This window comes from Knoellia altitudinis (genome assembly GCF_042666355.1).
Lineage (GTDB): Bacteria > Actinomycetota > Actinomycetes > Actinomycetales > Dermatophilaceae > Knoellia > Knoellia altitudinis.
This window is the reverse complement of the sequence record NZ_JBHTDK010000001.1, coordinates 2,524,666-2,546,994: the sequence shown is the minus strand read 5'-3', so window position 1 is coordinate 2,546,994 and position 22,329 is coordinate 2,524,666. Positions and strand designations below refer to the sequence as shown.

General features: G+C 70.8%; 17 protein-coding genes. 5 read left to right on the top strand and 12 right to left on the bottom strand.

Going from position 1 to position 22,329, the window contains the following annotated elements; all coding sequences use genetic code 11:
- Positions 1 to 342 precede the first annotated feature (342 nt).
- Positions 343 to 5,295 (top strand): GH92 family glycosyl hydrolase, encoded by a 4,953-nt coding sequence (locus tag ACFQW8_RS12040; RefSeq protein ID WP_380087640.1) that lies wholly within the window; start codon positions 343 to 345, stop codon positions 5,293 to 5,295.
- 189 nt (positions 5,296 to 5,484) lie between these two features.
- On the opposite strand, the gene groL is transcribed toward ACFQW8_RS12040, so the two are convergent.
- Together groL and groES are read right to left on the bottom strand one after the other, a co-directional pair.
- On the bottom strand, positions 5,485 to 7,104 hold the full coding sequence (gene groL / locus ACFQW8_RS12035) for a chaperonin GroEL (protein ID WP_380087638.1): 1,620 nt from the start codon (positions 7,102 to 7,104) through the stop codon (positions 5,485 to 5,487).
- Between the two features lie 131 nt (positions 7,105 to 7,235).
- The gene (gene groES / locus ACFQW8_RS12030; RefSeq protein ID WP_380087636.1) at positions 7,236 to 7,529 is read right to left on the bottom strand and encodes a co-chaperone GroES; all 294 of its coding nucleotides are present in this window, start codon (positions 7,527 to 7,529) and stop codon (positions 7,236 to 7,238) included.
- A 266-nt stretch (positions 7,530 to 7,795) separates the two neighbouring features.
- On the opposite strand from groES, the gene ACFQW8_RS12025 reads away from it, so the two are divergent.
- From ACFQW8_RS12025 to ACFQW8_RS12015, 3 genes are all read left to right on the top strand, one after another.
- Entirely contained in the window at positions 7,796 to 8,626 is an 831-nt protein-coding gene (locus ACFQW8_RS12025) for a GNAT family N-acetyltransferase (RefSeq protein ID WP_380087634.1), read from the top strand.
- Between the two features lie 64 nt (positions 8,627 to 8,690).
- Positions 8,691 to 10,811: a SpoIID/LytB domain-containing protein gene (locus ACFQW8_RS12020; protein ID WP_380087632.1), complete on the top strand. Its 2,121-nt coding sequence runs from the start codon at positions 8,691 to 8,693 to the stop codon at positions 10,809 to 10,811.
- 95 nt (positions 10,812 to 10,906) lie between these two features.
- Positions 10,907 to 12,145 (top strand): class I SAM-dependent methyltransferase, encoded by a 1,239-nt coding sequence (locus ACFQW8_RS12015; RefSeq protein ID WP_380087631.1) that lies wholly within the window; start codon positions 10,907 to 10,909, stop codon positions 12,143 to 12,145.
- Between the two features lie 139 nt (positions 12,146 to 12,284).
- Here the strand turns inward: ACFQW8_RS12015 and ACFQW8_RS12010 are convergent, their stop codons facing one another.
- Together ACFQW8_RS12010 and ACFQW8_RS12005 are read right to left on the bottom strand one after the other, a co-directional pair.
- Positions 12,285 to 13,121 carry a PfkB family carbohydrate kinase gene (locus ACFQW8_RS12010; protein ID WP_380087630.1) on the bottom strand — a complete coding sequence of 279 codons (837 nt, stop codon included), beginning with the start codon at positions 13,119 to 13,121 and terminating at the stop codon, positions 12,285 to 12,287.
- Complete coding sequence (locus ACFQW8_RS12005) at positions 13,121 to 14,092, bottom strand: nucleoside hydrolase (protein WP_380087628.1); 972 nt, start codon at positions 14,090 to 14,092, stop codon at positions 13,121 to 13,123. The genes ACFQW8_RS12010 and ACFQW8_RS12005 overlap by 1 nt, the downstream gene beginning before the upstream one ends.
- A 38-nt stretch (positions 14,093 to 14,130) precedes the next feature.
- Between ACFQW8_RS12005 and ACFQW8_RS12000 the strand changes: the two genes are divergently transcribed.
- The gene (locus ACFQW8_RS12000; RefSeq protein WP_380087626.1) at positions 14,131 to 15,423 is read left to right on the top strand and encodes a glycoside hydrolase family 3 N-terminal domain-containing protein; all 1,293 of its coding nucleotides are present in this window, start codon (positions 14,131 to 14,133) and stop codon (positions 15,421 to 15,423) included.
- Positions 15,424 to 15,425: 2 nt separating this feature from the next.
- On the opposite strand, the gene tsaD is transcribed toward ACFQW8_RS12000, so the two are convergent.
- From tsaD to ACFQW8_RS11960, 8 genes are read right to left on the bottom strand one after another with little or no spacing between them, the layout of a single operon-like run.
- Positions 15,426 to 16,472: a tRNA (adenosine(37)-N6)-threonylcarbamoyltransferase complex transferase subunit TsaD gene (tsaD, locus tag ACFQW8_RS11995; protein WP_380087624.1), complete on the bottom strand. Its 1,047-nt coding sequence runs from the start codon at positions 16,470 to 16,472 to the stop codon at positions 15,426 to 15,428.
- Positions 16,469 to 16,948, bottom strand: a complete 480-nt coding sequence (gene rimI / locus ACFQW8_RS11990; protein ID WP_380087621.1) for a ribosomal protein S18-alanine N-acetyltransferase — start codon at positions 16,946 to 16,948, stop codon at positions 16,469 to 16,471. The genes tsaD and rimI overlap by 4 nt, the downstream gene beginning before the upstream one ends.
- The gene (gene tsaB, locus ACFQW8_RS11985) at positions 16,945 to 17,604 is read right to left on the bottom strand and encodes a tRNA (adenosine(37)-N6)-threonylcarbamoyltransferase complex dimerization subunit type 1 TsaB (protein WP_380087619.1); all 660 of its coding nucleotides are present in this window, start codon (positions 17,602 to 17,604) and stop codon (positions 16,945 to 16,947) included. Before tsaB ends, rimI begins: the two co-directional genes overlap by 4 nt.
- A complete protein-coding gene (tsaE, locus tag ACFQW8_RS11980; protein ID WP_380087617.1) occupies positions 17,598 to 18,053 on the bottom strand; it encodes a tRNA (adenosine(37)-N6)-threonylcarbamoyltransferase complex ATPase subunit type 1 TsaE in 456 nt (151 codons plus the stop codon). Before tsaE ends, tsaB begins: the two co-directional genes overlap by 7 nt.
- Positions 18,050 to 19,267, bottom strand: a complete 1,218-nt coding sequence (locus ACFQW8_RS11975; protein WP_380087615.1) for an alpha/beta fold hydrolase — start codon at positions 19,265 to 19,267, stop codon at positions 18,050 to 18,052. Before ACFQW8_RS11975 ends, tsaE begins: the two co-directional genes overlap by 4 nt.
- Positions 19,267 to 20,442 carry an alanine racemase gene (gene alr / locus ACFQW8_RS11970; protein ID WP_380087613.1) on the bottom strand — a complete coding sequence of 392 codons (1,176 nt, stop codon included), beginning with the start codon at positions 20,440 to 20,442 and terminating at the stop codon, positions 19,267 to 19,269. The genes ACFQW8_RS11975 and alr overlap by 1 nt, the downstream gene beginning before the upstream one ends.
- Positions 20,443 to 20,476: 34 nt before the next feature.
- Positions 20,477 to 21,967 carry a bifunctional ADP-dependent NAD(P)H-hydrate dehydratase/NAD(P)H-hydrate epimerase gene (locus ACFQW8_RS11965; RefSeq protein WP_380087612.1) on the bottom strand — a complete coding sequence of 497 codons (1,491 nt, stop codon included), beginning with the start codon at positions 21,965 to 21,967 and terminating at the stop codon, positions 20,477 to 20,479.
- A gap of 10 nt (positions 21,968 to 21,977) precedes the next feature.
- The gene (locus ACFQW8_RS11960) at positions 21,978 to 22,328 is read right to left on the bottom strand and encodes a holo-ACP synthase (protein WP_380087611.1); all 351 of its coding nucleotides are present in this window, start codon (positions 22,326 to 22,328) and stop codon (positions 21,978 to 21,980) included.
- Position 22,329 lies beyond the last annotated feature (1 nt).

Here is a 22,329-nt window from a genome sequence, read left to right as displayed (position 1 = left end):
ACGCTGTCACACCCCTGATCACACCAAATTCCACGCTGTACAGCAACGTGAGCCGGCAAAGTCGTGCGTTGGCGGGTGGGTTTGTCCGATGACATGTCCTCACCGGACAAGGTGCGGGAGGGGCATTGCGGAGTGCGCGGCATACAGACAGGGTCATGGGCGAAGACCTGTCACAGCTGACGGTCGACGCTCAACGACGAGCCCGGAGGAAGAATGCGCATCACCGCCGTTCCCAGAGGACTGACAGCAGGAGCCGTAGCGCTCGCACTCGGGTGGGCTTCCGCCTCCGGGTCCGCGGCCGCGGCCTCCCCCGCTGCCGCGCCTGCAGCACCCACAGCAGCCGTGGAGGGAGGTGAGTGGTCGACCTCGTTCGAGACCGGTCAGCCGCAGCCCCTCCAGTCCACGGTCGAGGTCGAGCCGACCGGACCGCGTCAGCAGAACGTCACTGGTGGCGCCGCCGCGGACGGGAGCCTCCTGGGCTCGGTCACCGGCGTCACGGCCAGTGCCCAGAACGCGCCGGGCGAGGTGGCGTCCAACCTCGCCGACGCCAACCCGGACACGAAGTGGCTCGCCTTCGCCTCGACCGGCTGGGTCCGCTACCAGCTCTCGGGAGCCAAGCGCGCCCTCACCTGGTCCATGACCTCCGCCGACGACGCCCCCGAGCGGGACCCCCGCAACGTCACCCTGCAGGGCTCGACGGACGGCACGACCTGGGTCGACATCGACCAGCGCAGCGGCGTCACCTTCTCGGGCCGCAAGGTCAAGCGGACCTTCACGGTGACGACGCCCGGCGACTACGGCTTCTACCGCCTCAACGTCACGGCCAACCAGAGCGGCAACATCGTGCAGCTCGCGGACTGGGGTCTCTTCGGTGACATCGAGTCCAACCCGACCGAGATCCTCCCCATGTCCACCACGGTGGGCTCGGGGCCCCGCTCCGGCTTCAACATCAAGCCCCTCGTCGGGTGGACCGGCGTCAAGTCGATGCGCTACGGCGGCCGTCACACGGCCGAGGGCCGCGGCTTCGCCTGGAACCGCCTGTTCGACGTGGACGTCCCGGTCGGCGACCGGTCCCAGCTGACCTACAAGATCCTCCCCGAGATGGTGTCGGGCGACCTGACCTACCCGTCGACCTACACGGCCGTCGACCTGCGGTTCACCGACGGCACCCTTCTCTCCGCGCTCGGCGCCACCGACAGCTACCGGACGTCGGCCTCGCCGAACGGACAGGGCGTCGGCAAGATCCTCTATGCGTCGCAGTGGAACTCGGTCGTCATCGACCTCGGCCCCCAGGCCAAGGGCAAGACGATCGACGCGATCCTCCTCGGCTACGACAACACCGCGAAGCCCACGAAGGAGACGACCTTCAGCGGATGGGTCGACGACATCAAGGTCGACCCCGCTCCGGCAGCGCTCGACCGCTCCAGCCCGACGTATGCCGTTGACGTGCGTCGCGGAACCAACTCCAGCGGGTCGTTCTCGCGAGGCAACAACCTGCCGATCAGCGCCGTCCCCAACGGTTTCACGTTCTTCACCCCGGTCACGGACGCCAACTCCCAGTCCTGGCAGTACTACTGGCAGCAGGGCAACAACGCGCAGAACCGCCCGACCCTGCAGGGTCTCGGCATCTCGCACGAGCCGTCCCCCTGGATGGGTGACCGCAACCAGATGTCGGTCATGCCCTCCATCGCCCAGGGCGTGCCGACCGGAAGCGCCTCTGGACGGGCCATCCCCTTCGACCACACCGATGAGGTCGCCCGCCCGGACCACTACCGCGTGAACCTCGACGGCGGGCTCATCGCCGAGACCGCACCCGCGGACCACGGTGGCGTCTACCGCTTCACCTTCCCGGCCTCGGCCCCCACCGGCAACCTCGTCTTCGACACCGTCGACAACAACGGCACCTTCACCGTCGACGCCGCTGCAGGCACGATGAGCGGCTGGGTCGACAACGGCAGCGGTCTCTCCGTGGGTCGCAGCCGCATGTTCGTGCACGGCACGTTCGACCGCGCCGCCACGGCGACCGGAGTGGCCCCGAACGGGCACACCGGCACCCGCTACGCGAAGTTCGACACGACGGCCGACCGCGACGTCGAGCTGCGGCTCGCGACGTCGTTCATCTCGCTCGACCAGGCCAAGCGCAACCACGGCTTCGAGCTCGCCGGACGCACGTTCAACGACGTGCAGGGCGACGCCAAGGCCAAGTGGGACGAGCGCCTCTCGGTCGTCGAGGTCGAGGGTGCGAGCGACGCCGACCTGCGCACGCTCTACTCGAACCTCTACCGCCTCAACCTCTACCCGAACAGCCAGTTCGAGAACACCGGCACGGCAGACGCTCCTCGCTACCAGTACGCGAGCCCGGTGTCGGCCAAGTCGGGCAGCGCCACGGCGACGACGACCAACGCCCCCGTCAAGGACGGCAAGATCTACGTCAACAACGGCTTCTGGGACACCTACCGGACCGTGTGGCCGGCCTACTCGCTCCTCTACCCCGAGATCGCCGCCGAGATCGCTGACGGCTTCGTCCAGCAGTACCGCGACGGTGGATGGGTCGCGCGTTGGTCCTCCCCGGGCTACGCCGACCTCATGACGGGCACCAGCTCCGACGTCTCGTTCGCCGACGCCTTCGTCAAGGGCGTGGCCCTGCCGGACAAGGTCGGCACCTACGACGCGGCACTCAAGAACGCCACCGTGCTTCCCTCGTCCTCGGGCGTGGGACGCAAGGGCCTCGCGTCGTCGACGTTCCTCGGCTTCACCCCCGAGAGCACGCACGAGAGCGTGTCCTGGGGCCTCGAGGGAATGATCAACGACTTCGGCATCGGCAACCAGGCAGCCAAGCTCGCCACGGACCCCAGCGTCCCGGCGGCACGGCAGGCCACGCTCAAGGAGGAGTCCGAGTACTTCCTCAAGCGCTCCACGGCATACACGAACCACTTCGACCCCGAGAACGGGTTCCTGCGGGTGCGTTCTGCCAATGGTGAGTTCGCGCCGAACTTCGACCCCGAGGTCTGGGGTGGCGGCTACACCGAGACCAACGGCTGGAACTTCGCGTTCCACGCCCCGCACGACGGCAACGGGCTCGCCAACCTCCTCGGAGGACGCGAGGCGCTGGCCGACAAGCTTGACGAGTTCTACTCGACGCCCGAGACCGGGACCAAGCCCGGGAGCTACGGCGGGATCATCCACGAGATCACCGAGGCCCGCGACGTCCGGATGGGCATGTTCGGGATGAGCAACCAGGTCTCGCACCACATCCCCTACATGTACAACTGGACCGGCAAGCACCACCGGACCGCCGAGACGGTGCGCGAGATCCTGCGCCGCCTCTACGTCGGTGGCGACATCGGCCAGGGCTACCCGGGTGACGAGGACAACGGCGAGCAGTCGGCCTGGAACACCCTCTCCTCGCTCGGCATCTACCCGCTCCAGGTCGGATCGGCTCAGTGGGCCGTGGGCTCGCCGAAGTTCACCAAGGCGACCGTGCACCGCACCAAGGGAGACCTCGTCGTCAACGCCCCGAACAACTCGGAGCGCAACATCTACGTGCAGAAGCTCACCGTCAACGGTGAGGGGCACAACGGTGTCTCGATCCCGCACGACAAGCTCGCGGGTCCGACGACGATCGACTTCGCCATGGGCGCCACGCCGTCCGACTACGGCACCAAGGCCAACGCGGCCCCGCCGTCGGTGACCAAGGGCGACGCCCTCCCGGCTCCCCTGCGGGACGCGACCGGGCCCAACGCGGGCACCATCACCGCACCGACGGCGACCACCCCGGGCGCCCTGTTCGACAACAGCTCCACGACGTCGACGACGTTCAGCACGGCCACGCCGTCGGTGACGTACTCGCTGTCCGGCATCGGCCAGCGCGCCACGTTCTACTCGCTGACCAACGGCGCCGCCGCGGGAGAGCCCTCCGCGTGGCGGGTCGAGGGCAGCAAGGACGGCAGGACCTGGGAGACGATCGACAGCCGCACCGGCCAGAGCTTCGCCTGGCGCACGCAGACGCGGCCTTTTAAGATCGCCACGCCCGGCACCTACACGGCATACCGACTCGTCGTCACGGCGAGCACCGGGACGCCGACCCTGTCCGAGGTCGAGTTCCTCACCGATGGTTCCAAGGCGCAGAACACCGGCGTCAAGGTGAGCGCCTCAACCAGCCTCGAAGGCATCGAGGGCCAGGAGATCGGCGGCAACGTCGGCACCTTCTCCGGCGGCAAGGGCACATCGGCGGCCGACTACTCGGCCACCATCGCGTGGGGTGACGGCGCCACCTCCGCCGGAACCATCACGGCGGGCGACCTCGGGTCCTACTCGGTCAAGGGTGCGCACACCTACGCGGAGCCGGGCTACTACGAGACCGTCGTCACCGTGAAGGACAGCAAGGGCACGGTCAGCAGCATCGGAGGCGTGACGGTCCACCAGGCCGTCGTGCCGTCGTACGCCTCGGGCTTCAACCTCGTGTGCATCGGTGACCCCGGTGAGCTGAGCAAGTGCGACGGCGGTCAGGCAGGCATCTCGCGTCCGGCCCTCGTCGAGGCAGGTGCCTCACCGGGCAAGCTCCTCACGGTCCCGGGCACCGACCTGCGCTGGTCGATGCCGGCGATCCCTGCCGGTGAGAACGACAACGCCACCGGAGCCGGGCAGACACTGCCCATCACCCTCGCCCCGGGTGCCACCAAGCTGAGCCTCATCGGCACGGCCACCCAGCGGAACCAGGACACCGTCGGCACGGTGACGTTCACGGACGGCACCACCACGGCATACCCGATCCAGTACGGAGACTGGTGTGGCTCGGCCCAGTTCGGCAACACGATCGCCGTCGAGATGACGTCGAGGCTCAACGGCACGAGCACGGACGGCTGCCACCTCAAGCTGTTCGCGACCGTGCCGCTGACCATCCCCGCGGGCAAGACCGTGGCGTCGGTGACCCTGCCGACCCAGAGCGGCGACCCCCGCTCAGCAGGTCGAATCCACGTGTTCGCGGTCGCCGACAACGGCGCTCCGATCACGGTCACCCCGGCGACCGGTGCGACCGCGAAGGCGGGTGTCGCCTCCTCGGTGACGCTCGGCACGGTCACCGGTGGCGTGCCGGCGGCAACGGGCTACACCGCCCGCGTCGCCTGGGGCGACGGCAGCCCCACCACGGACGCCACCGTGACGGTCGGTGCCGACGGCACGGCCACCCTCACCGGCTCGCACGCCTGGGCGACTCCCGGGACCTACACGGCCCGCGTCCTCGTCGGTGACAGTCGCAACGACACGCTCGCGACGGTGACGGTCACCGTCACCTGACACTCGGGCAGGCGGAGCATTATCGGGTCACCCGATAATGCTCCGCCTGACCCCGGCTGGCATCCGGGGTCAAGCGGGACAAAGTCGGGTCAAGCACCTGCAGAGACGCGTATGCCGCGTGCTCCCCCTGTACGGGAGCACGCGGCATACGCGTTTCTTGCGGGTGGGCCATGAGGCCTCAGGTGAGGCTCAGTGCGAGTGGCCGTGGCCGCCGCCGTGGCCGGCCCCGGCTTCCTCGTCGACCTTCTTCTCGACGACGAGCGTGTCGGTGGTGAGGACCATCGACGCGATCGACGCGGCGTTGCGCAGCGCGGAGCGAGTCACCTTGACCGGGTCGATGACGCCGGCCTTGACGAGGTCCTCGTACTCACCGGTCGCGGCGTTGAGGCCCATGCCCGGCTCCAGCTCGGCGACCTTGGCGACGGCGACGTAGCCCTGGAGACCGGCGTTCTCGGCGATCCAGCGCAGCGGCTCGGCCGCGGCCTTCTGCACGATGGTGGCGCCGACCTTCTCGTCGCCCTCGAGGCCGAGCGTGTCGATGACCTTGACGGCCTGGATGAGGGCGGAGCCGCCACCGGCGACGATGCCCTCCTCGATGGCCGCGCGGGTCGCCGAGATGGCGTCCTCGATGCGGTGCTTCTTCTCCTTGAGCTCGACCTCGGTGTGGGCACCGACCTTGATGACGCAGACGCCACCGGCGAGCTTGGCGAGGCGCTCCTGGAGCTTCTCGCGGTCCCAGTCGGAGTCGGTGCGCTCGATCTCGGCCTTGATCTGGTTGACCCGGCCGGTGACCTCGGAGGAGTCGCCCGAGCCGTCGATGATCGTGGTCGTGTCCTTGGTGACGACGACGCGGCGCGCCTGACCGAGGACCGTGAGGTCGGCCTGGTCGAGCTTGAGCCCGACCTCCTCGGCGATGACCTGGCCACCGGTGAGGACGGCGATGTCCTGGAGCATCGCCTTGCGGCGGTCCCCGAAGCCCGGAGCCTTGACGGCCACGACGTTGAACGTGCCGCGGATCTTGTTGACGACGAGCGTCGACAGTGCCTCACCGTCGATGTCCTCGGCGATGATCACGAGGGGCTTGCCCGACTGGACGACCTTCTCGAGGATCGGGAGGACGTCGGCGATCGCCGAGATCTTGCCCTGGTTGATGAGGACGTAGGCGTCCTCGAGGACACCCTCCATGCGCTCGGGGTCGGTGACGAAGTAGGGCGAGATGTAGCCCTTGTCGAACTGCATGCCCTCGGTGAACTCGAGCTCGGTGGAGGCGGTCGAGGACTCCTCGACGGTGATGACGCCGTCCTTGCCGACCTTGTCGAACGCGTCGGCGATCGTGGCGCCGATCTCCGGGTCCTGGGCGGAGAGGGAGGCGACCGAGGCGATCTCGTCCTTGCCGTCGACCTCGCGGGCCGTCTCGAGCAGCCTGTCCGACACGGCGTCGACGGCCTTGTCCATGCCGCGCTTGAGACCGGCCGGAGCCGCGCCGGCGGTGACGTTGCGCAGGCCCTCGCGGACCATGGCCTGGGCGAGGACCGTCGCGGTCGTCGTGCCGTCACCGGCGACGTCGTTGGTCTTGGTCGCGACCTCCTTGGCGAGCTGGGCGCCGAGGTTCTCGTAGGCGTCCTCGAGCTCGATCTCGCGGGCGATGGTCACGCCATCGTTGGTGATCGTGGGGGCGCCCCACTTCTTGTCGATGACGACGTTGCGGCCCTTGGGACCGAGCGTCACCTTGACGGCGTTGGCGAGGGCGTCGACGCCACGCTCGAGCGCCTTGCGGGCGGAGTCGTTGAACTCCAGTTCCTTGGCCATGTGTGTCCTTCAGTAGTCAGTGGTGGTGCGTTGCCGGGCAGAAGCACGTATGCCGTGGGCTCACCGTGGGAGGTGGGCCCACGGCATACGTGGTGGTTCAGATGAAAACCAAGCGGTCGTTCAGGCTGAGATCAGGAAACGACGGCGAGGACGTCGCGCGCGGAGAGGATGAGGTACTCCTCGCCGCCGTGCTTGACCTCGGTGCCGCCGTACTTGCTGTAGATGACCTTGTCGCCGACATTGACGTCGAGCGGGACACGGTTGCCGTTGTCGTCGATGCGACCGGGGCCGACCGCGAGGACCTCGCCCTCCTGGGGCTTCTCCTTCGCGGTGTCCGGGATGACGAGACCGGATGCCGTCGTCTGCTCGGCCTCGAGCGACTTGATGACGATGCGGTCCTCGAGCGGCTTGATGGAAACCGACACTGTGTGACCTCCCCTTTGGGATGAGTCGAAGGTGGACAGATGAGCTGCAAAGTGCGCAGAACTGTGGATCCGACACGCCGTCGCGGGGGTCGAGCCGGTCCGCCTGCGCTGGCACTCACACCTGGCGAGTGCCAACGACTCAAATCTAGGTCGCCGGTTAGCACTCGGTCAACTCGAGTGCCAAAGGTTGTCCTCGTGTTCGCTGAGGGCGCAGGGCGGTCGAAAAGCGTTTGCGGCCGGGGCGCGCGAGGGCAAGGGTCACCACCATGACCGACATCGACGCCCCCGCCCTGCTCCAGGCCTACGACGACCAGCTTCGTCGCGAGGCCGAGGTCCCATCGGCGGTGAGTGTCTCCGAGCTCGGTCCGCTGGTCCTCGCGACCTACGTCGGCGGGCGCGGGTTCGTCACCTACCGCGAGCTCGGCACACCGGCCGGACCTGCGACACAGGAGTCGGTTCGTGCGCTCGTCGCGGCCGTGCTGGACCACTATCGCGCGACGCCGGAGGTCACCGCGGTCGAGTGGAAGACCCGGGGTCACGACCACGCTCCGGGCCTGCACGACGCCCTCGTCGACGCCGGGTTCGAGGCGGACGAGACCGAGTCGGTGATGATCGGCGACGCTGCCCTCCTGGCGCTCGACCTCGAGCTGCCGGACGGTGTCACCGTGCGCGAGGTGCGTGACGAGTCAGACGTCCGGGCCATGGTCGACATGCAGTGCCAGGTGTTCGGGGACGACCCGGCCGAGACCGAGGCGCACTACGAGGAGATCATCCACCGGTTCCGCACCCGCACCGACATGGAGCTCTGGGTCGCCGAGGAGGCCGGCACGATCGTGAGCGCCGGTCGCCTCGAAGCGGTCGAGGGCACCGACTTCGCCGGCATCTGGGGTGGAGCCACGAGGCCGGAGTACCGCGGTCGCGGGATCTACCGCGCCCTCACGGCTGCTCGCGCGCGCTCAGCCATCGCGCAGGGCAAGAAGTGGATCAACAGCGACTCCACCGAGTTCTCCCGCCCGATCCTCGAGCGATCCGGTCTCGTCAAGGTGTCGACCACGACGCCCTATGTGTGGAAAAGTGCCAGCAGCACGACCCTCTGATCGGCAGGGGCGGCGTGTGCCCGCGCACTGGCTGTCGTCGCCGCACCCTGGGGGAAGCTGACTCATGACCCGCCTCATCTCGGTCGCTGCCGCCGCAATCCTTCTTGCGGCGCCGATGACCGCTGCAGCGAGCACCTCGTCCGCCGTGGTCCGGGACTCGACGACGCGTCCTGCGCAGGCGGCCCGGGCAGCGGTCTCCGAGGCGCCGGTGGCCGACACGTTGGCCACCCGGCCCGGTCCTGACAGCTCGAGGACGGCAACCGCCCCGACCGCCGCGGCCGGCGCCGCAGCCACCGCCCCGGTGGTCGGGCTGACCGGGCGGGGCTTCGGCCACGGGCGAGGGATGTCGCAGTGGGGCGCCCGGGGCGCGGCCAGCCAGGGGCGCACGGTCGCCCAGATCCTCGACTTCTACTACCCCGGCACGACCACGGCGAGCATCGGCAACCCCGAGGTCCGCGTGCGGCTCACCGCCATGGGCAGCGGCGCCACCGTGGTCGCGGGCGAGGCAGGCCTGACGCTCACCGACGGGACGTGCACGACCTCCCTGACACCCTCGAACGCCGTGTCCTGGCGGACGAGCCGCACGACCGCCGGCTGGAAGGTCGAGGGCTACTACACCAAGTCCTCCGGGTCCACGGGCTGGTGGCCACTGGCGAGCGCCTGCTCCGGCTTCGTGACGGCAAGGCACCTCACCTTCGTGGGCGACGGCTCGCTGGCCGCCTCGGTCCTCACCCTGCGGACCCCGTCGGGCAACCGCGCCTACCGCGGTGGCCTGCGGGCGACCCCGGTGACGTTGCGAGGTGGCACCACCGTCAACACCTTCGCGACCGTCAACGTCCTGGCGATGGACAACTACCTGCGCTCCGTGGTGCCGGCGGAGATGCCCGCCTCCTGGGCGCTGGAGGCCGTCAAGGCGCAGGCTGTCGCCGCTCGGTCCTACACCGGCGCGCGGCTCGGCAGCCCGGACGGCTTCGACATCTGCGACACCACCTCGTGCCAGGTCTATCCCGGTCTGACCAGCTCCAACCCGGAGCACCCGAACTCCGACGCCGCCGTCAAGGCGACGTCCGGTCAGGTGCGCAAGTACGGCACGGCCATCGCGATGACCGAGTTCAGCTCGACCAACGGCGGCCAGGTCGTCGGCACCTCGGTCCCCTACCAGGTCGCCAAGGCCGACCCCTACGACGGCGTCTACGCCGAGGCGCCTGACACGTGGTCCTACCTGACGATGCCCGTGACGGCGATCGAGAATGCCTGGCCGAGCATCGGGACGTTCCGCTCGATGACGTTCTCCCGGGACGCCAGAGGCGCCTTCTTCGGAGGGCGGGCCACCTCCGTCGTCCTCACCGGCAGTGCAGGGACCCGCAGCGTCGGTGCCGAGACCTTCCGCGGCACCCTCAACCTGCGCTCGACCTGGTTCATCCCGGTGGGCTCGTCGGTGGGGACCGACTTCGCCGGCAACGCCTTCTCCGACCTCATCGCCCGTGACGCCTCAGGGAACCTGTGGAACTACCACGGCAACGGCCGGGGCGGCCTGCTGCCCAGAACAGCCATCGCCACAGGCTTCCCCGCCTCGCCCGAGATCGTTGCGCCGGGAGACTTCTCGGGGGACGGCATGCCCGACCTCCTCACGCGTTCCGCGGCGGGAACCCTCACTCTGCACAAGGGCGACGGCACCGGCCGGATCGTCTCGAGCAGCAGCATCAGCGGGGGCTGGCAGGGTTTCGACACGGTCCTCGCACCCGGCGACCTCGACGGCGACGGGCACGTGGACCTCCTGGCACGCGACACGTCAGGGACCCTGTGGCTGCACCGCTCCAACGGCGCCGGAACCCTCCTCCCCAAGGTCAGCAAGGGCTCCGGGTGGCAGGACTACCGCGAGCTGGACGCCGTCGGGGACTTCGACGCAGACGGCGGTGCGGACCTCGTCGGCAGCCACCGGACAGGCGCGCTGCATCTGCTGCGGTTCTCCGCGAGCGGGACCTACCTGGGCAAGCGGCACGTGACCTGGGGCAGCTTCACCGCCCTCTCCGGACCTGGCGACTTCAACGGCGACCGCCGCACGGACGTGTTCACCAGAGACAGCGGCGGCCGGCTGTGGGTCCACCTGGGCGACGGCACGGGCGGTGTCAGCTCGCGCGTCCAGATCGGGTCGGGGTGGCAGGCGATGAGCTTCGCCAGCTGAGCTCCTCCCTCGCGGGCATCTCTGGTCGCCCAGCGGGCGCTCGTTCCCCGAGACTCGCGGGACGAGCGGCGAGCGCGAAGTGAGAGGGTGGGCGAGTGGACGTGAGCACGGTGAGGGCACTGACTGCCCCCGAGGGACAGGAGCTCCTCCGTTCACTCCCTCCCTACAACGGCTCCTCGGCCCTCACCCTCCAGGACCAGCTCCGCCGTGCGGGCCACCCGCCTGAGCTCGCCGCCGCCGCCCTGACCCAACAGCGCCTGCGCGCCAAGGCGACCGCGAAGTTCGGGGATTTCGCCTCCGACATGCTCTTCACCCCCGACGGCCTCGAGCAGGCCACGCGGCTCGAGGTCGCGGTCGCGCACGCACACCGGTTCAGCCGGGCGAGCCTGGCGACCGTCCACGACCTCGGCTGTGGCATCGGGGCCGACGCCGTGACCCTGTCCTCCCTCGGTGTGACCGTGCGAGCGGTCGACTCCGACCCGGTCACCGCCGCCGTCGCCGACGCGAACCTGCGGCCGTGGCCGGACTCGCGCGCCCGCGTCGGCCATGCCGAGGACGCGGAGTTCGGGGTCGACCCGGGCCGCAACCGGGTCGGTGCGTGGCTCGACCCGGCACGCCGCACCCGGGGGGTCGCCGACATCACCGGCCGGACCCGGCGGACCTTCCGGCTTGACGAGCTCTCGCCGTCGTGGGACTTCGTCCAGCAGGTTGCCGCAGTGGTTCCCGCCACGGGCGTCAAGCTCAGCCCGGGCTTCGACCATGCCGCGATCCCCGACGGCGCCGAGGCCCAGTGGACCTCGTGGGCCGGCGACGTCGTCGAGTGCGCCGTCTGGTGGGGACCGCTCGCGACGACGCCGGGTCGCACCGCCCGGGTCATGGGGCCGGACTCGACGCCGGTCGTCGTCACCGAGTCGATGTCGGACCCCGTGCCACCCACCGCCACGTCCCTGCGCGAGGTGGGCGGCTGGCTCCACGACGTCGACAAGGCCGTCATCCGGGCAGGTCTCGTGGGCGCCGTGACCCGGGCCACCGAGGGGACGGAGTCCGACGAGGGCACCGGCTACGTCCTCACCTCACGCAACGTCCCGCTCGCCTACACCCGGCGGTATGCCGTCCACGAGGCGATGCCCTTCGGCGTCAAGACCCTGCGTGCCTGGCTGCGCGAACACGGCATCACCGGGCTGACGATCAAGAAGCGCGGGGTGCGGCTCGATGACGAGCAGCTGCGGCGCGACCTCAGGATCGGCACCAAGGCCGGTCGTGGTGAGCAGGCCACCGTCGTCCTGACCCGCGTCGGCGGCTCCCCCGTCGCCCTCATCGTCTCCCCCGCGTAGACGTCCGCCTTGGTGCCGCGCGCACCTCGCGGAAATGCGTCTGTTCGCCGCTGTCCCATCCGCGCTTCGCGCGCTGAGCGCACTGCGCGCTCCCGCCAGGCCCAGCCGGCGGCGAACAGACGCCTTTCCGCTCCTCTCGTCAGGCTCCCAGCCTTGGGTCGGGTTGCGCTCCTGGGTGGCGGACGGCTGCGGCTCCTGCTGCCAACGCGGAGTCGAGAGCTGCTGCGCGATCTGCGCCGGTGGCGAGGGCTGCTGCGAGAGCGCCGCAGAAGGCGTCTCCGGCTCCGGTGGTGTCGGCGACCTCGGCCGGGGGGACGTCGTGGGCGGGGGTGGTCTCGCCGTCCCAGGTGACGCCGTTCGCGCCGAAGGTCACGAGCAGCGATGCGGGCTCGGCCCCGGACTCGGCGAGCGCGACCATCTCGTGCTCGTTGGCGACCACCGGATCGGCGAGGGCGACGACGTCGGGCGGGAGGGCGGCATACGGCGCCGTGTTGATGACGACCCGCGCGCCGAGGTGCGCCGCGCGTCGGGCGGCAGCACAGACCACCGTGAGCGGCACCTCGAGCTGGAGGAGGAGGACGTCGCCCGCACCGAGCGCGTCGACGGCGGAGATCTCGGTGTGGTCGAGCGCGTCGTTGGCTCCGGGGATGACGATGATGGTGTTCTCCCCGCGGTCGTCGACGGCGATGAGGGCGTGGCCGCTGGGCTCGCCGGGGACGGTGCGGACCCGGGAGACGTCGATCCCCTTGCGGCGCAGGCGTTCGACGTAGGCCGCGCCTCCACTGTCGTCGCCGACGCATCCGACCATGAGCACCTCGGCACCCGCTGCGGCGGCCGCGACGGCCTGGTTGGCTCCCTTGCCGCCGGCCAGCCGGTCGAGGCCCTCGCCGAGCAGGGTCTCTCCGGGGCTGGGGTGGCGTTCGACGCGGGTGACGAGGTCGACGTTGAGCGATCCGAACACCATGACGCGCCCCATCAGCGGGCACTCCTGATCGTGTCGAGCCAGAGCCCCGCGACGCGGGGCCCGTCGATCTCGAGGGCGACGTCGACATGCGCGTGGGCCAGGCCGTGCGGGTCGTGGTCCATGTCGCCGGTCCAGTCGCGGGTGTCGACGATGGTGCGGCCCCGGGTCCAGGTGCCGGCCAGCTCGACCCGGACCGGCAGTCGCTCGGTCCGGACGGCATCTGGGTCGACGAGAAGGGCCACCGCACCGGCGTCTCCGATCGAGGCACTGCCCTTGTCGAAGCGCCGGCTCATGAAGCGGACGAGGCCCGCGCCGAGGGCACCCGGTCCACGCTCGTCGAGTTCGGCGAGCTCATCGGCTTCGGCGAGGGTGACCTGCGGGCCGTAGAACACGTCGAGGCCGTACATCGTGACGGGCACGTGGTGGTCGACGCTCGCGTCGAGCACCACGGCCGTGGCCTCGGGGTCGTGGAAGACGTTGAACTCCGCCGAGGCCGTCGCGTTGCTCACCATCGCCCCGCCCCCCATGAAGACGATACGTTCGATGCGGGCGAACGACTCGGGATACATGCGCGCGAACAGCGCGACGTTGGTCATCGGGGCCAGTGGCACGAGCGTGACCGGGGTGCCCTCGGCGGCTGCGGCATCGACCGTCTCGCGCAGCACGTCGACCGCGTGGCGCGGGTCGGCGGCACCCTGGGGAGCGGGCCAGCCGAGATCGGCCATCCCGTCGTCGCCGTGGACGTGACGGGCATCGACCGGTCGCTCCAGGAGGGGGTGCGAGGCACCGGCGGCGACCGGGACGGAGGTCGTGCTGCAGGCCTCGAGCACGGTGAGGGTGTTGCGGACGACATCGGGCAGAGGGGCGTTCCCGCCGACACAGGTGACGGCGCGCAGGTCCAGGTCGGGGTGCAGGGTCGCCAGGACCAGGGCGCAGGCGTCGTCCACTCCGGTGTCGACGTCGAGGATCACGGGGAGGGCCATGGAGCGAGGGTATGCCGTGGGTCGGCTAGCGTCGGGGGGTGACTTCCCGCTCCACCGCCCGTGTCCGAGCCCGCTTCGCGGCCGCCGTCCCGATCGCCCTCGCGGGCGCCCTGGCCGCGGGGTGCGGGGGTGGCGAGACCCCGGATGACACGGCGTCGACCAGCGCCGGATCGGGCACCTCCACCGGAACCACGACGCCCAGCGCCACCTCGCCCTCACCGTCGGCCACGGCGTCCGCCACTGCCAGCCCGTCCCCGTCCGGCGAGGCCACCGACGTCAGCGCCTGCGCCCGTCAGACGGCGGACGCACTCACCGAGGAGCAGGCGCTCGGACAGCTCCTCATGGTCGCCTTCGACACCGCAGCCCCGCGCACCGCGCTCGACGACCTCATCGCCGACCAGCACGTGGGCAACGTCATCTACCTCGGCGGCTGGGAGGGCGCGGCCCGGGTCAAGGAGACGAGCACGCACCTCCAGGCACAGGCCACGAAGTCTGCGACGGCCGGCATACCCCTGCTTCTCGCCGCCGACCAGGAGGGCGGGGAGGTGCGCCAGCTGCGTGGTGAGGGCTTCTCCAAGGTGCCTTCGGCCAAGGTCCAGGCACAGATGTCGTCGAATGAGCTCACCGCCGCCGCCAAGGGGTGGGCGGGCGAGCTCAAGGCGGTGGGGATCAACGTCAACCTCGCCCCCGTGACCGACACGGTCCCCGCCGAGATCGGTCGGGCCAACGAGCCGATCGGCAAGTTCGCCCGTCAGTACGGCTCCACCCCGGCTACGGTCGAGAAGGCGTCGACCGCGTTCCTCAAGGGCATGATCGAGGGCGGGGTCATGGGCACGGTCAAGCACTTCCCCGGGCTCGGGCGGGTCGAGAACAACACCGACTTCAACACCACGGGCATCACGGACTCCGTTGCCACGACGAACGATCCGTTCCTCGCCCCGTTCACCGCCGGGGTGAAGGCGGGCGCCGGACTTGTCATGGTGAGCTCGGCGCGCTATCCGGGCCTCGACCCCACCGAGACCCAGGCGATGTTCAGCAAGCCGATCATCACCGACCTGCTGCGGGGCCGGCTCGGGTTCGACGGGGTCGTCATCACCGACGACATCAATGCCAAGGCCGTCCGGTCGATCCCCGCCGCACGACGGGCCACGACCTACATCGAGGCAGGCGGCGACATCCTGCTCACCGGCGATCCCGAGTCGGTCCCGGCGATGACCAAGGCCCTCGCCGACAAGGCCCGCGCCGATGAGGGTTTCGCGACGCTCGTCGACGCCTCGGTGCTGCGCGTCATCGCGCTCAAGGAGCGGATGGGCCTCGTCACCTGCGGCTGAGCTCAGTTCTGGACCTGCGTGACGGGCATCGACGAGTCGGCGGGCAGGTCGAGGCGTGACGCGTCCCGACCCTTGAGCACCATCTGCGCACCGAGGGCGGCGACCATCGCGCCGTTGTCGGTGCACAACCCGGGGCGCGGCACGCGCAGCTCGATCCCGGCAGCGTCGCAGCGCGACTGGGCCATGGCCCGAAGCCGGGAGTTCGCCGCCACCCCACCGCCGATCTGCAGGTTCTCGGCGCCCTGCTCCCGACAGGCGAGCACCGCCTTGCGGGTGAGCACGTCGACGACGGCCTCCTGGAAGGACGCAGCAACGTCCGCGACCGGCACCGGCTCGCCGGCCGCCTCCTTGGCCTGCACCCACCGCGACACCGCGGTCTTGAGGCCCGAGAACGAGAAGTCGAAGCGGTGGCGCTCCATGTCCCGCCCCGCAGTCAGGCCGCGCGGGAAGTCGATCGTGACCTGGCCCTCGCGCGCCATCCGGTCGATGTGCGGACCGCCGGGGAACGGCAGCCCCAGCACCCTGGCCACCTTGTCGAAGGCCTCCCCCGCCGCGTCGTCGATGGTCGAGCCGAGGCTGCGGATGTCGCTCGTGACGTCGGGGACGAGCAACAGCGACGAGTGCCCACCCGAGACGAGCAGGGCCATCGTCGGCTGCGGCAGCGGCCCATGCTCGACGATGTCGACGGCCACGTGTGACGCGAGGTGGTTGACGCCATAGAGCGGGACGCCGAGGGACAGCGCCAGGGCCTTGGCCGATGCCACACCGACCATGAGCGAGCCCGCCAGCCCCGGACCTGACGTCACCGAGATGGCGTCGAGGTCACGCAGCTGCACGCCGGCCTCGCGGCAGGCCCGCTCGATCGTCGGCACCATCTCCTCGAGATGGGCGCGACTCGCGACCTCGGGCACGACCCCGCCAAAACGCGCGTGGTCGTCGACGCTGCTCGCGACCGCGTCGACGAGCAGGGCCTCGCCGCGGACGATGCCCACCCCCGTCTCGTCGCACGACGTCTCGATGCCGAGGACCAGGGGCTGTTCGACACTCATAAGCCAGTTCCCTTCTGTGCCAACATCTTGCGCATCACCAAGGCATCGACGTCGCCGGGTTGGTAGTAGCCACGACGCACTGTGAGCACGGCGTAGCCCCGTCGGTCATAGAGCGCGCGCGCCGAGGCGTTGTCGGCCCGCACCTCGAGCATCAGCGCCTCCGCTCCGGCAGCTGCGCCGCGTGCCTCGAGCTCGTCGAGCAGGGCCGCACCCAAGCCGGACCCTCGGTGCGCGGGTGCGACCGTGATCGTCATGAGGTCGGCGACCTGTCCGCCGTGGTCGAGACCGGCGTATGCCGCCAGCTCACCTTCGCGGTGCACGACAACGTAGTCGCGGCGTGGCCGACCCGCGAGCTCACCCCACCAGGACGCCTCGCTCCAGGCGTCGTCGGGGAAGGCCTCGGTCTCGAGCGCGACGAGGTCGGGGATGTCGGTCCAGGCCAGCGCACGCAGCCCGGTCAGCACGGCGGCAGTCATGCGCGCGCCGCTCGCTCGGCCGAGGTCAGCGCATCGGGGCGACGCAGGTAGAGCGGCTCGACCGGCATCGGCTCGCCCGCCCGGATCCGGGCCACGGCCACTCGTCCCAGCACCGCGGCGTCGACGTCCAGGACCGGCACCGCCCGGAGGAACAGCTCCGGGTAGAGCGCCGGGCCGCGCCCGACCGCGGGCAGCGAGCGGACCTCGTCCGGGAGGTCCGCGGGCCGGTCGACCGCTGGGTCGGTGAGCCGGTCGACGACACCGGAGCGGACGGCATACCGAGCCCAGTAGACCTCCTTGCGCCGAGCGTCGGTGGCGACGAGGAGCTCACCGTCGACGAGCTCGCTCGCCTGCTGGGCGAGCGCGTCGAGACCGCAGACGCCGTGGACAGGGACCCTCAGGGCGTGACCCATCGTCAGACCGGTGACCATGCCGACGCGCAGCCCGGTGAAGGGCCCGGGTCCGACACCGATCGCCACGCCGGTCAGGTCGGCCGGTCGCTTCCCCGCATCCGTCAGGCAGGACTCGATGAGGGGGGCGAGCCACTCGGTGTGGGCGCGGGCGTCGAGGTGGGACCGCGCCGCCACTGCCCGGGTCTCATCGTGCAGTGCGACCGTGATCGCGGAGGTCGAGGTGTCGATGGCGAGGATCAGCACGGCGGGCCAGCCTTCCAGCGCTCGCCGTGTCCGGTGACGACGGCGGTTCGGGACTCGGTCGCGGGATCGGCCTCGAGGGTGACCTCGAGCCTGTCGTCGGACAGGTCCTCGGCCAGGCCGTGGCCCCACTCGACGACGGTGACGCTCTCGTCGAGCGAGGTGTCGAGGTCGAGGTCGTCGAGCTCGGCGAGCCCACCGAGGCGGTAGGCGTCGACGTGCACGAGCGCCGGGCCGTCCCCGAGGGAGGGGTGGACCCGAGCGATGACGAAGGTCGGCGAGGTGATCGGGCCGCGCACGCCGAGCCCCGCCGCCAGGCCCTGCGTGAGCGTGGTCTTGCCGGCGCCCAGCCCTCCGGTGAGGATGACGAGGTCCCCCGCCCGCAGGCTGGCTGCGAGGGCCTCGCCGAAGGCGCGGGTGTCATCGGCCGTCAGGAGCCGCCGTCCGGTCACGACGTGACCTTGCTCTTGTTCTTGGCCTTGGGCTTGGGCTTCGGCTTGCCCTTGCTTTCCGTCTTCGCCTCGGCCCGGGCCTTGCGCACCAGGTGCCCCTTGGCGATGTCGATGACCTTGCGACGCACCCGAGGCCGGTCGCTCGCTGCGACTCCGGCTGCGGCGTCGGCCTCGGCTCGGTCGATGAGGGCGAGGATCGTCCCGGTGACGATCTCCGGGTGCTCGAGCATGATGAGGTGCCCGGCGTCCTCGACGACGACGTGCTCGGATCCAGGCAGCCGCTCGACGATCTCCTCGCTGCGACGGGCCGGCGTGAGGAGGTCCCCGGTGCCGTTGACGACGAGCACCTGCTTGTCGAGGAGCGAGGCCAACGCCTCGTGCTCGTCGTGCCGCCGGAGGACTGGGAGGAATGCCGCCATGACCTCGAGCGGAGTGGCGAGGATGAGCTCGCCGGCGAAGCGCACGGTCTGCTCACTCACCGGAGAGTCGAACGAGAACCTGTCGACGAGCACGTTCTCGACGTCGCGGCCGAGCCGCCGCACTGGTGCCAGCCACCTCTGGTGTGGCGCCAGGCGTGACAGCACCCGCGGGCCCGCCTGCCCGATGGTGCGGCCGAACAGTGATCCCATCCCCAGCTCGGTCAGTCCCTCTCCGCCTGCGGCGGTCGCGATGAACGCCACGGCCAGGACGCGATCCCGCACGAGCTCGGCGTGGAGCCGGGTGAAGGCCATCGTCGTCATGCCACCCATCGAGTGACCGACGAGGACGAGCGGACCCTCCGGGCAGGTGGCGTCGATGACGGCGCGCAGGTCGTGGGCGAGCTGGTCCATGGTGCAGTGCTCGAGGTCCGAGACCTCGGACTTCCCATGACTGCGCTGGTCCCAGAGGACGACGCGGTAGCCCGCCTCGACGAAGGCCCGACGCTGCAGCACCCACCCGCGCAGGCTGAGGCAGAAGCCGTGCGACAGGACGATGGTCGGCAGGGCGGAGTCGAGGTCGGTGGGGGTGTCGACCTCGACGTGCAGGTTGAGGCCGTCCGTCGCGATGACCTTGAGCTCCAGGTCGGGCGTGTGCTCGAAACCGCCCGTGGGGTCGAGTGCGCTCAGCCGGCGCCTGCCCGCGGCGGCACGGTCGGCGGCCACTCCGGCCGCTGCGGCGCCCGCTGCCGCTGCCGCTGCCGCGCCCAGTCCCACCACCTTGCCCACACTGACCATCAGGCGTCTCCTCCGACGAAGACCCGCGGCAGCCGGTCGCTCATGCGCGTGACGATCTCGTAGTTGATGGTGTCGATTGCCGAGGCCCAGTCCTGCGCGGTGGGCTCGTCGTCGACCCCACGCCCGAGGATGACGACCTCGTCACCGGCACCGCCGGCATACTCCGCTCCCAGGTCGAGGACGAACTGGTCCATGCAGACCCGCCCGGCGACGGTGAGGCGACGGTCGCCGACCCTGACGGGTCCGACGTTGCCGGCATGCCGTGGGATGCCGTCGGCATAACCGACCGGGACGAGGCCGAGCACGGTGTCGTGAGGAGTCGTGTAGACGTGGCCGTAGCTCACACCCTGGCCGGCCGGGGCCTGCTTGACGAGGGCCAGCCGCGCGGTCACCCTCATCGCCTCGCGCAGCCCGAAGTCGTGCGGTGCGCCCAGGTCCGGCACCGGCGAGAGGCCATAGACCGCCAGTCCGGGGCGGACGACGTCGAAGTGGGCGTCGGGGTTGGTGAGCGTGGCGGCGGAGTTGGCGAGGTGCTTCAACGGCGGGCGTATGCCGGCCCGCCGTAGCTCCGCTGCCGCCTCCACGAAGCGTTCGCGCTGGGCCAGAACGGTGGGGTGCTGCGGGGCATCGGCGAGGGCGAAGTGCGACCAGACGCCGATGACCTCGACCGCGCCCTCTGCGACCACGGGCCCGAGCGCGGCAACGAGGTCGGTCCAGCCCTGGCCCAGGGCGCCGTTGCGCGCAAGGCCGGTGTCGACCTTGACGTGGATGCGTGCGGTGCGGCCGCGCTCGCGCGCGGCCGAGACGACGGCGTCGAGGGCCCAGGGCGCCGAGACCGAGATGTCGATGTCGGCGTCGATGGCGGCGCCGAAGTCGACCCCGGGCACATAGAGCCAGGTGAGCAGCGGAGTCGAAACGCCGGCGGCACGCAGCTGCAAGGCCTCGCGGAGCTGGGCGACGGCGAGCCAGGTCGCCCCACCGGCGACGGCCGCGCGGGCACTCGGCACGAGCCCGTGCCCGTAGGCGTCGGCCTTGACGACGGCCATGACCTCGGCGCCGGGCGAGCGGCGGGCCAGCTCTCGGACGTTGTCGGAGATCGCGTCGAGGTCGATCGTCACCCACGCCGACGCGCCCTCGGGCGGCGTGGCGGAGACGGGGGCGGCTGGCTTGGTCATGAGGCGGTCAAGTCTAGGCGGGCGGCACCCGTGCTCACCTTCGGGTGAGGAGGTGCGCCACTGCCTCAGGTATGCCGTGTGCGACCCGAAGCGCTCGCACCGGCCCACCCGCGCTGGCCCGGTCTGCGGCGACACCGTGGACGAGCGCGCCGAGCGCGCCGGCATCGGCCGGGTCGAGGCCTGCCGCCAGCAGGGTGCCGATCAGCCCGGCGAGCACGTCACCGGCGCCGGCGGTGGCCAGCCAGGGGGGCGCGTCGGCCTGCGAACGCACGGGTTCGCGCGGGTCCACGGGCACGACGAGGGTCGTGAAGCCCTTGAGCAGCACCGTCATGCCGGTGCGCTCAGCGAGTGCCCGAGCGTGGCGCAGCGGCTCGGCCTCGACGGCGGCCCGCTCGACGGTGATGCTCTTGCGCGAGCGGCGACCCGCTCCGAGACGGGTGAGCAGGGTCGCGAGCTCGCCGGCGTGGGGGGTGAGGAGGGTGGGCCGTTCGCGGCGCACGTCGACGACGTCGTCGTCGAGAAGGTCGAGCCCTCCCGCGTCGACGAGGACGGGCTGCTCCCCCGCGAGCGCTGCCCTGGCGACGTCGAGCTGCGTCGTCGCGTCGCGCCGGGTGGACGTGACGTCGAGCCCGGGTCCGACGACCCATGCCTGGACCCGGCCCTCACCGTGGACGGCCTCGGGGACGGCGGCACGGACGAGCCCTTCGGGCGTAGGCGTGCCGACGTAGCGCACCATCCCCGCGCCGGCCTCGACAGCGGCCGTGACTGCGAGCACCGCTGCGCCCGAGTAGTTCTCACCACCGGCGACGATCCCGACGACGCCGCGAGAGTACTTGTCGTCGTCCGGCCCAGGCACCGGCCACGCGTCCGCGACGTCGTCGAAGGTCAGGCGGACGACGGCCGGCCGGGTGTCGAAGGTCAACCCGATGTCGACGACCGTGAGAGCGCCACAGGCCTGCTCGGTCGGGGGGAGCAGATGGACGGGCTTGGCCACCGAGAACGTCACGGTCTCGTCCGCAAGGATGCCGTCGGGGTCGAAGCCGGTGCCGTCAGCAGCCTGCCCCGAGGGGAGGTCGACCGCGATGACGTGGGCGTCGTCAGGGATGGCCGCGACCCAGGCCGCCGCGACAGCGGGCAACCCCGGGCGACCTCCCAGCCCCACGATGCCGTCGAGGACGATGTCGGCCTCGCCGATGCTCTCCAGTGCCTCCGCCCCGGACACGAGCACGACACCGGCCGCCCGCGCTGCCTCGAGCGCCCCCTCGTGCACGTGCGAGAGGTCCAAGGCCGCAGCGCAGCTGACACCGGACTCGGCGAGCTGCGCCACGGCATACAGGGCGTCTGCTCCGTTGTTCCCGCCGCCCACGAGGGCGACGACCGTCTCGGCGTCGAGCTGCGAGACGCGAGCCGCCACGACCTCGGCGAGTCCCTCGACGGCTCGGGTCATGAGCTCACCGGAAGCCAGCTCGTGCTCGAGAGCGGCCTCGGCGGCATACACGTCCTCGGGCGACCACGCCTCGATCACAGGGGCTTCCTCACGACTCGGCGATGACGATGGCGGAGGCGATCCCCGCGTCGTGGGACAGGGACACGTGCATGCGCTCCACGCCCAGCTCGGCCGCGCGCGCAGCGACGGTGCCGGTCATCTCGATGCTCGGGCGGCCGGTCTCGTCGCGGACGACGGTGGCATCGGTCCAGGCGAGCCCGACGGGTGCGCCGAGCGCCTTGGCCAAGGCCTCCTTGGCAGCGAACCGCGCCGCGAGAGAGCGCATCGGCAGTCCCCGCTCGCTCTCCGTGAAGAGGCGGGTGAGCAACCCCGGCGTGCGCTCGATCGTCTCGGCGAAGCGCGCGATGTCGACGACGTCGATCCCGGTGCCGACGATCACG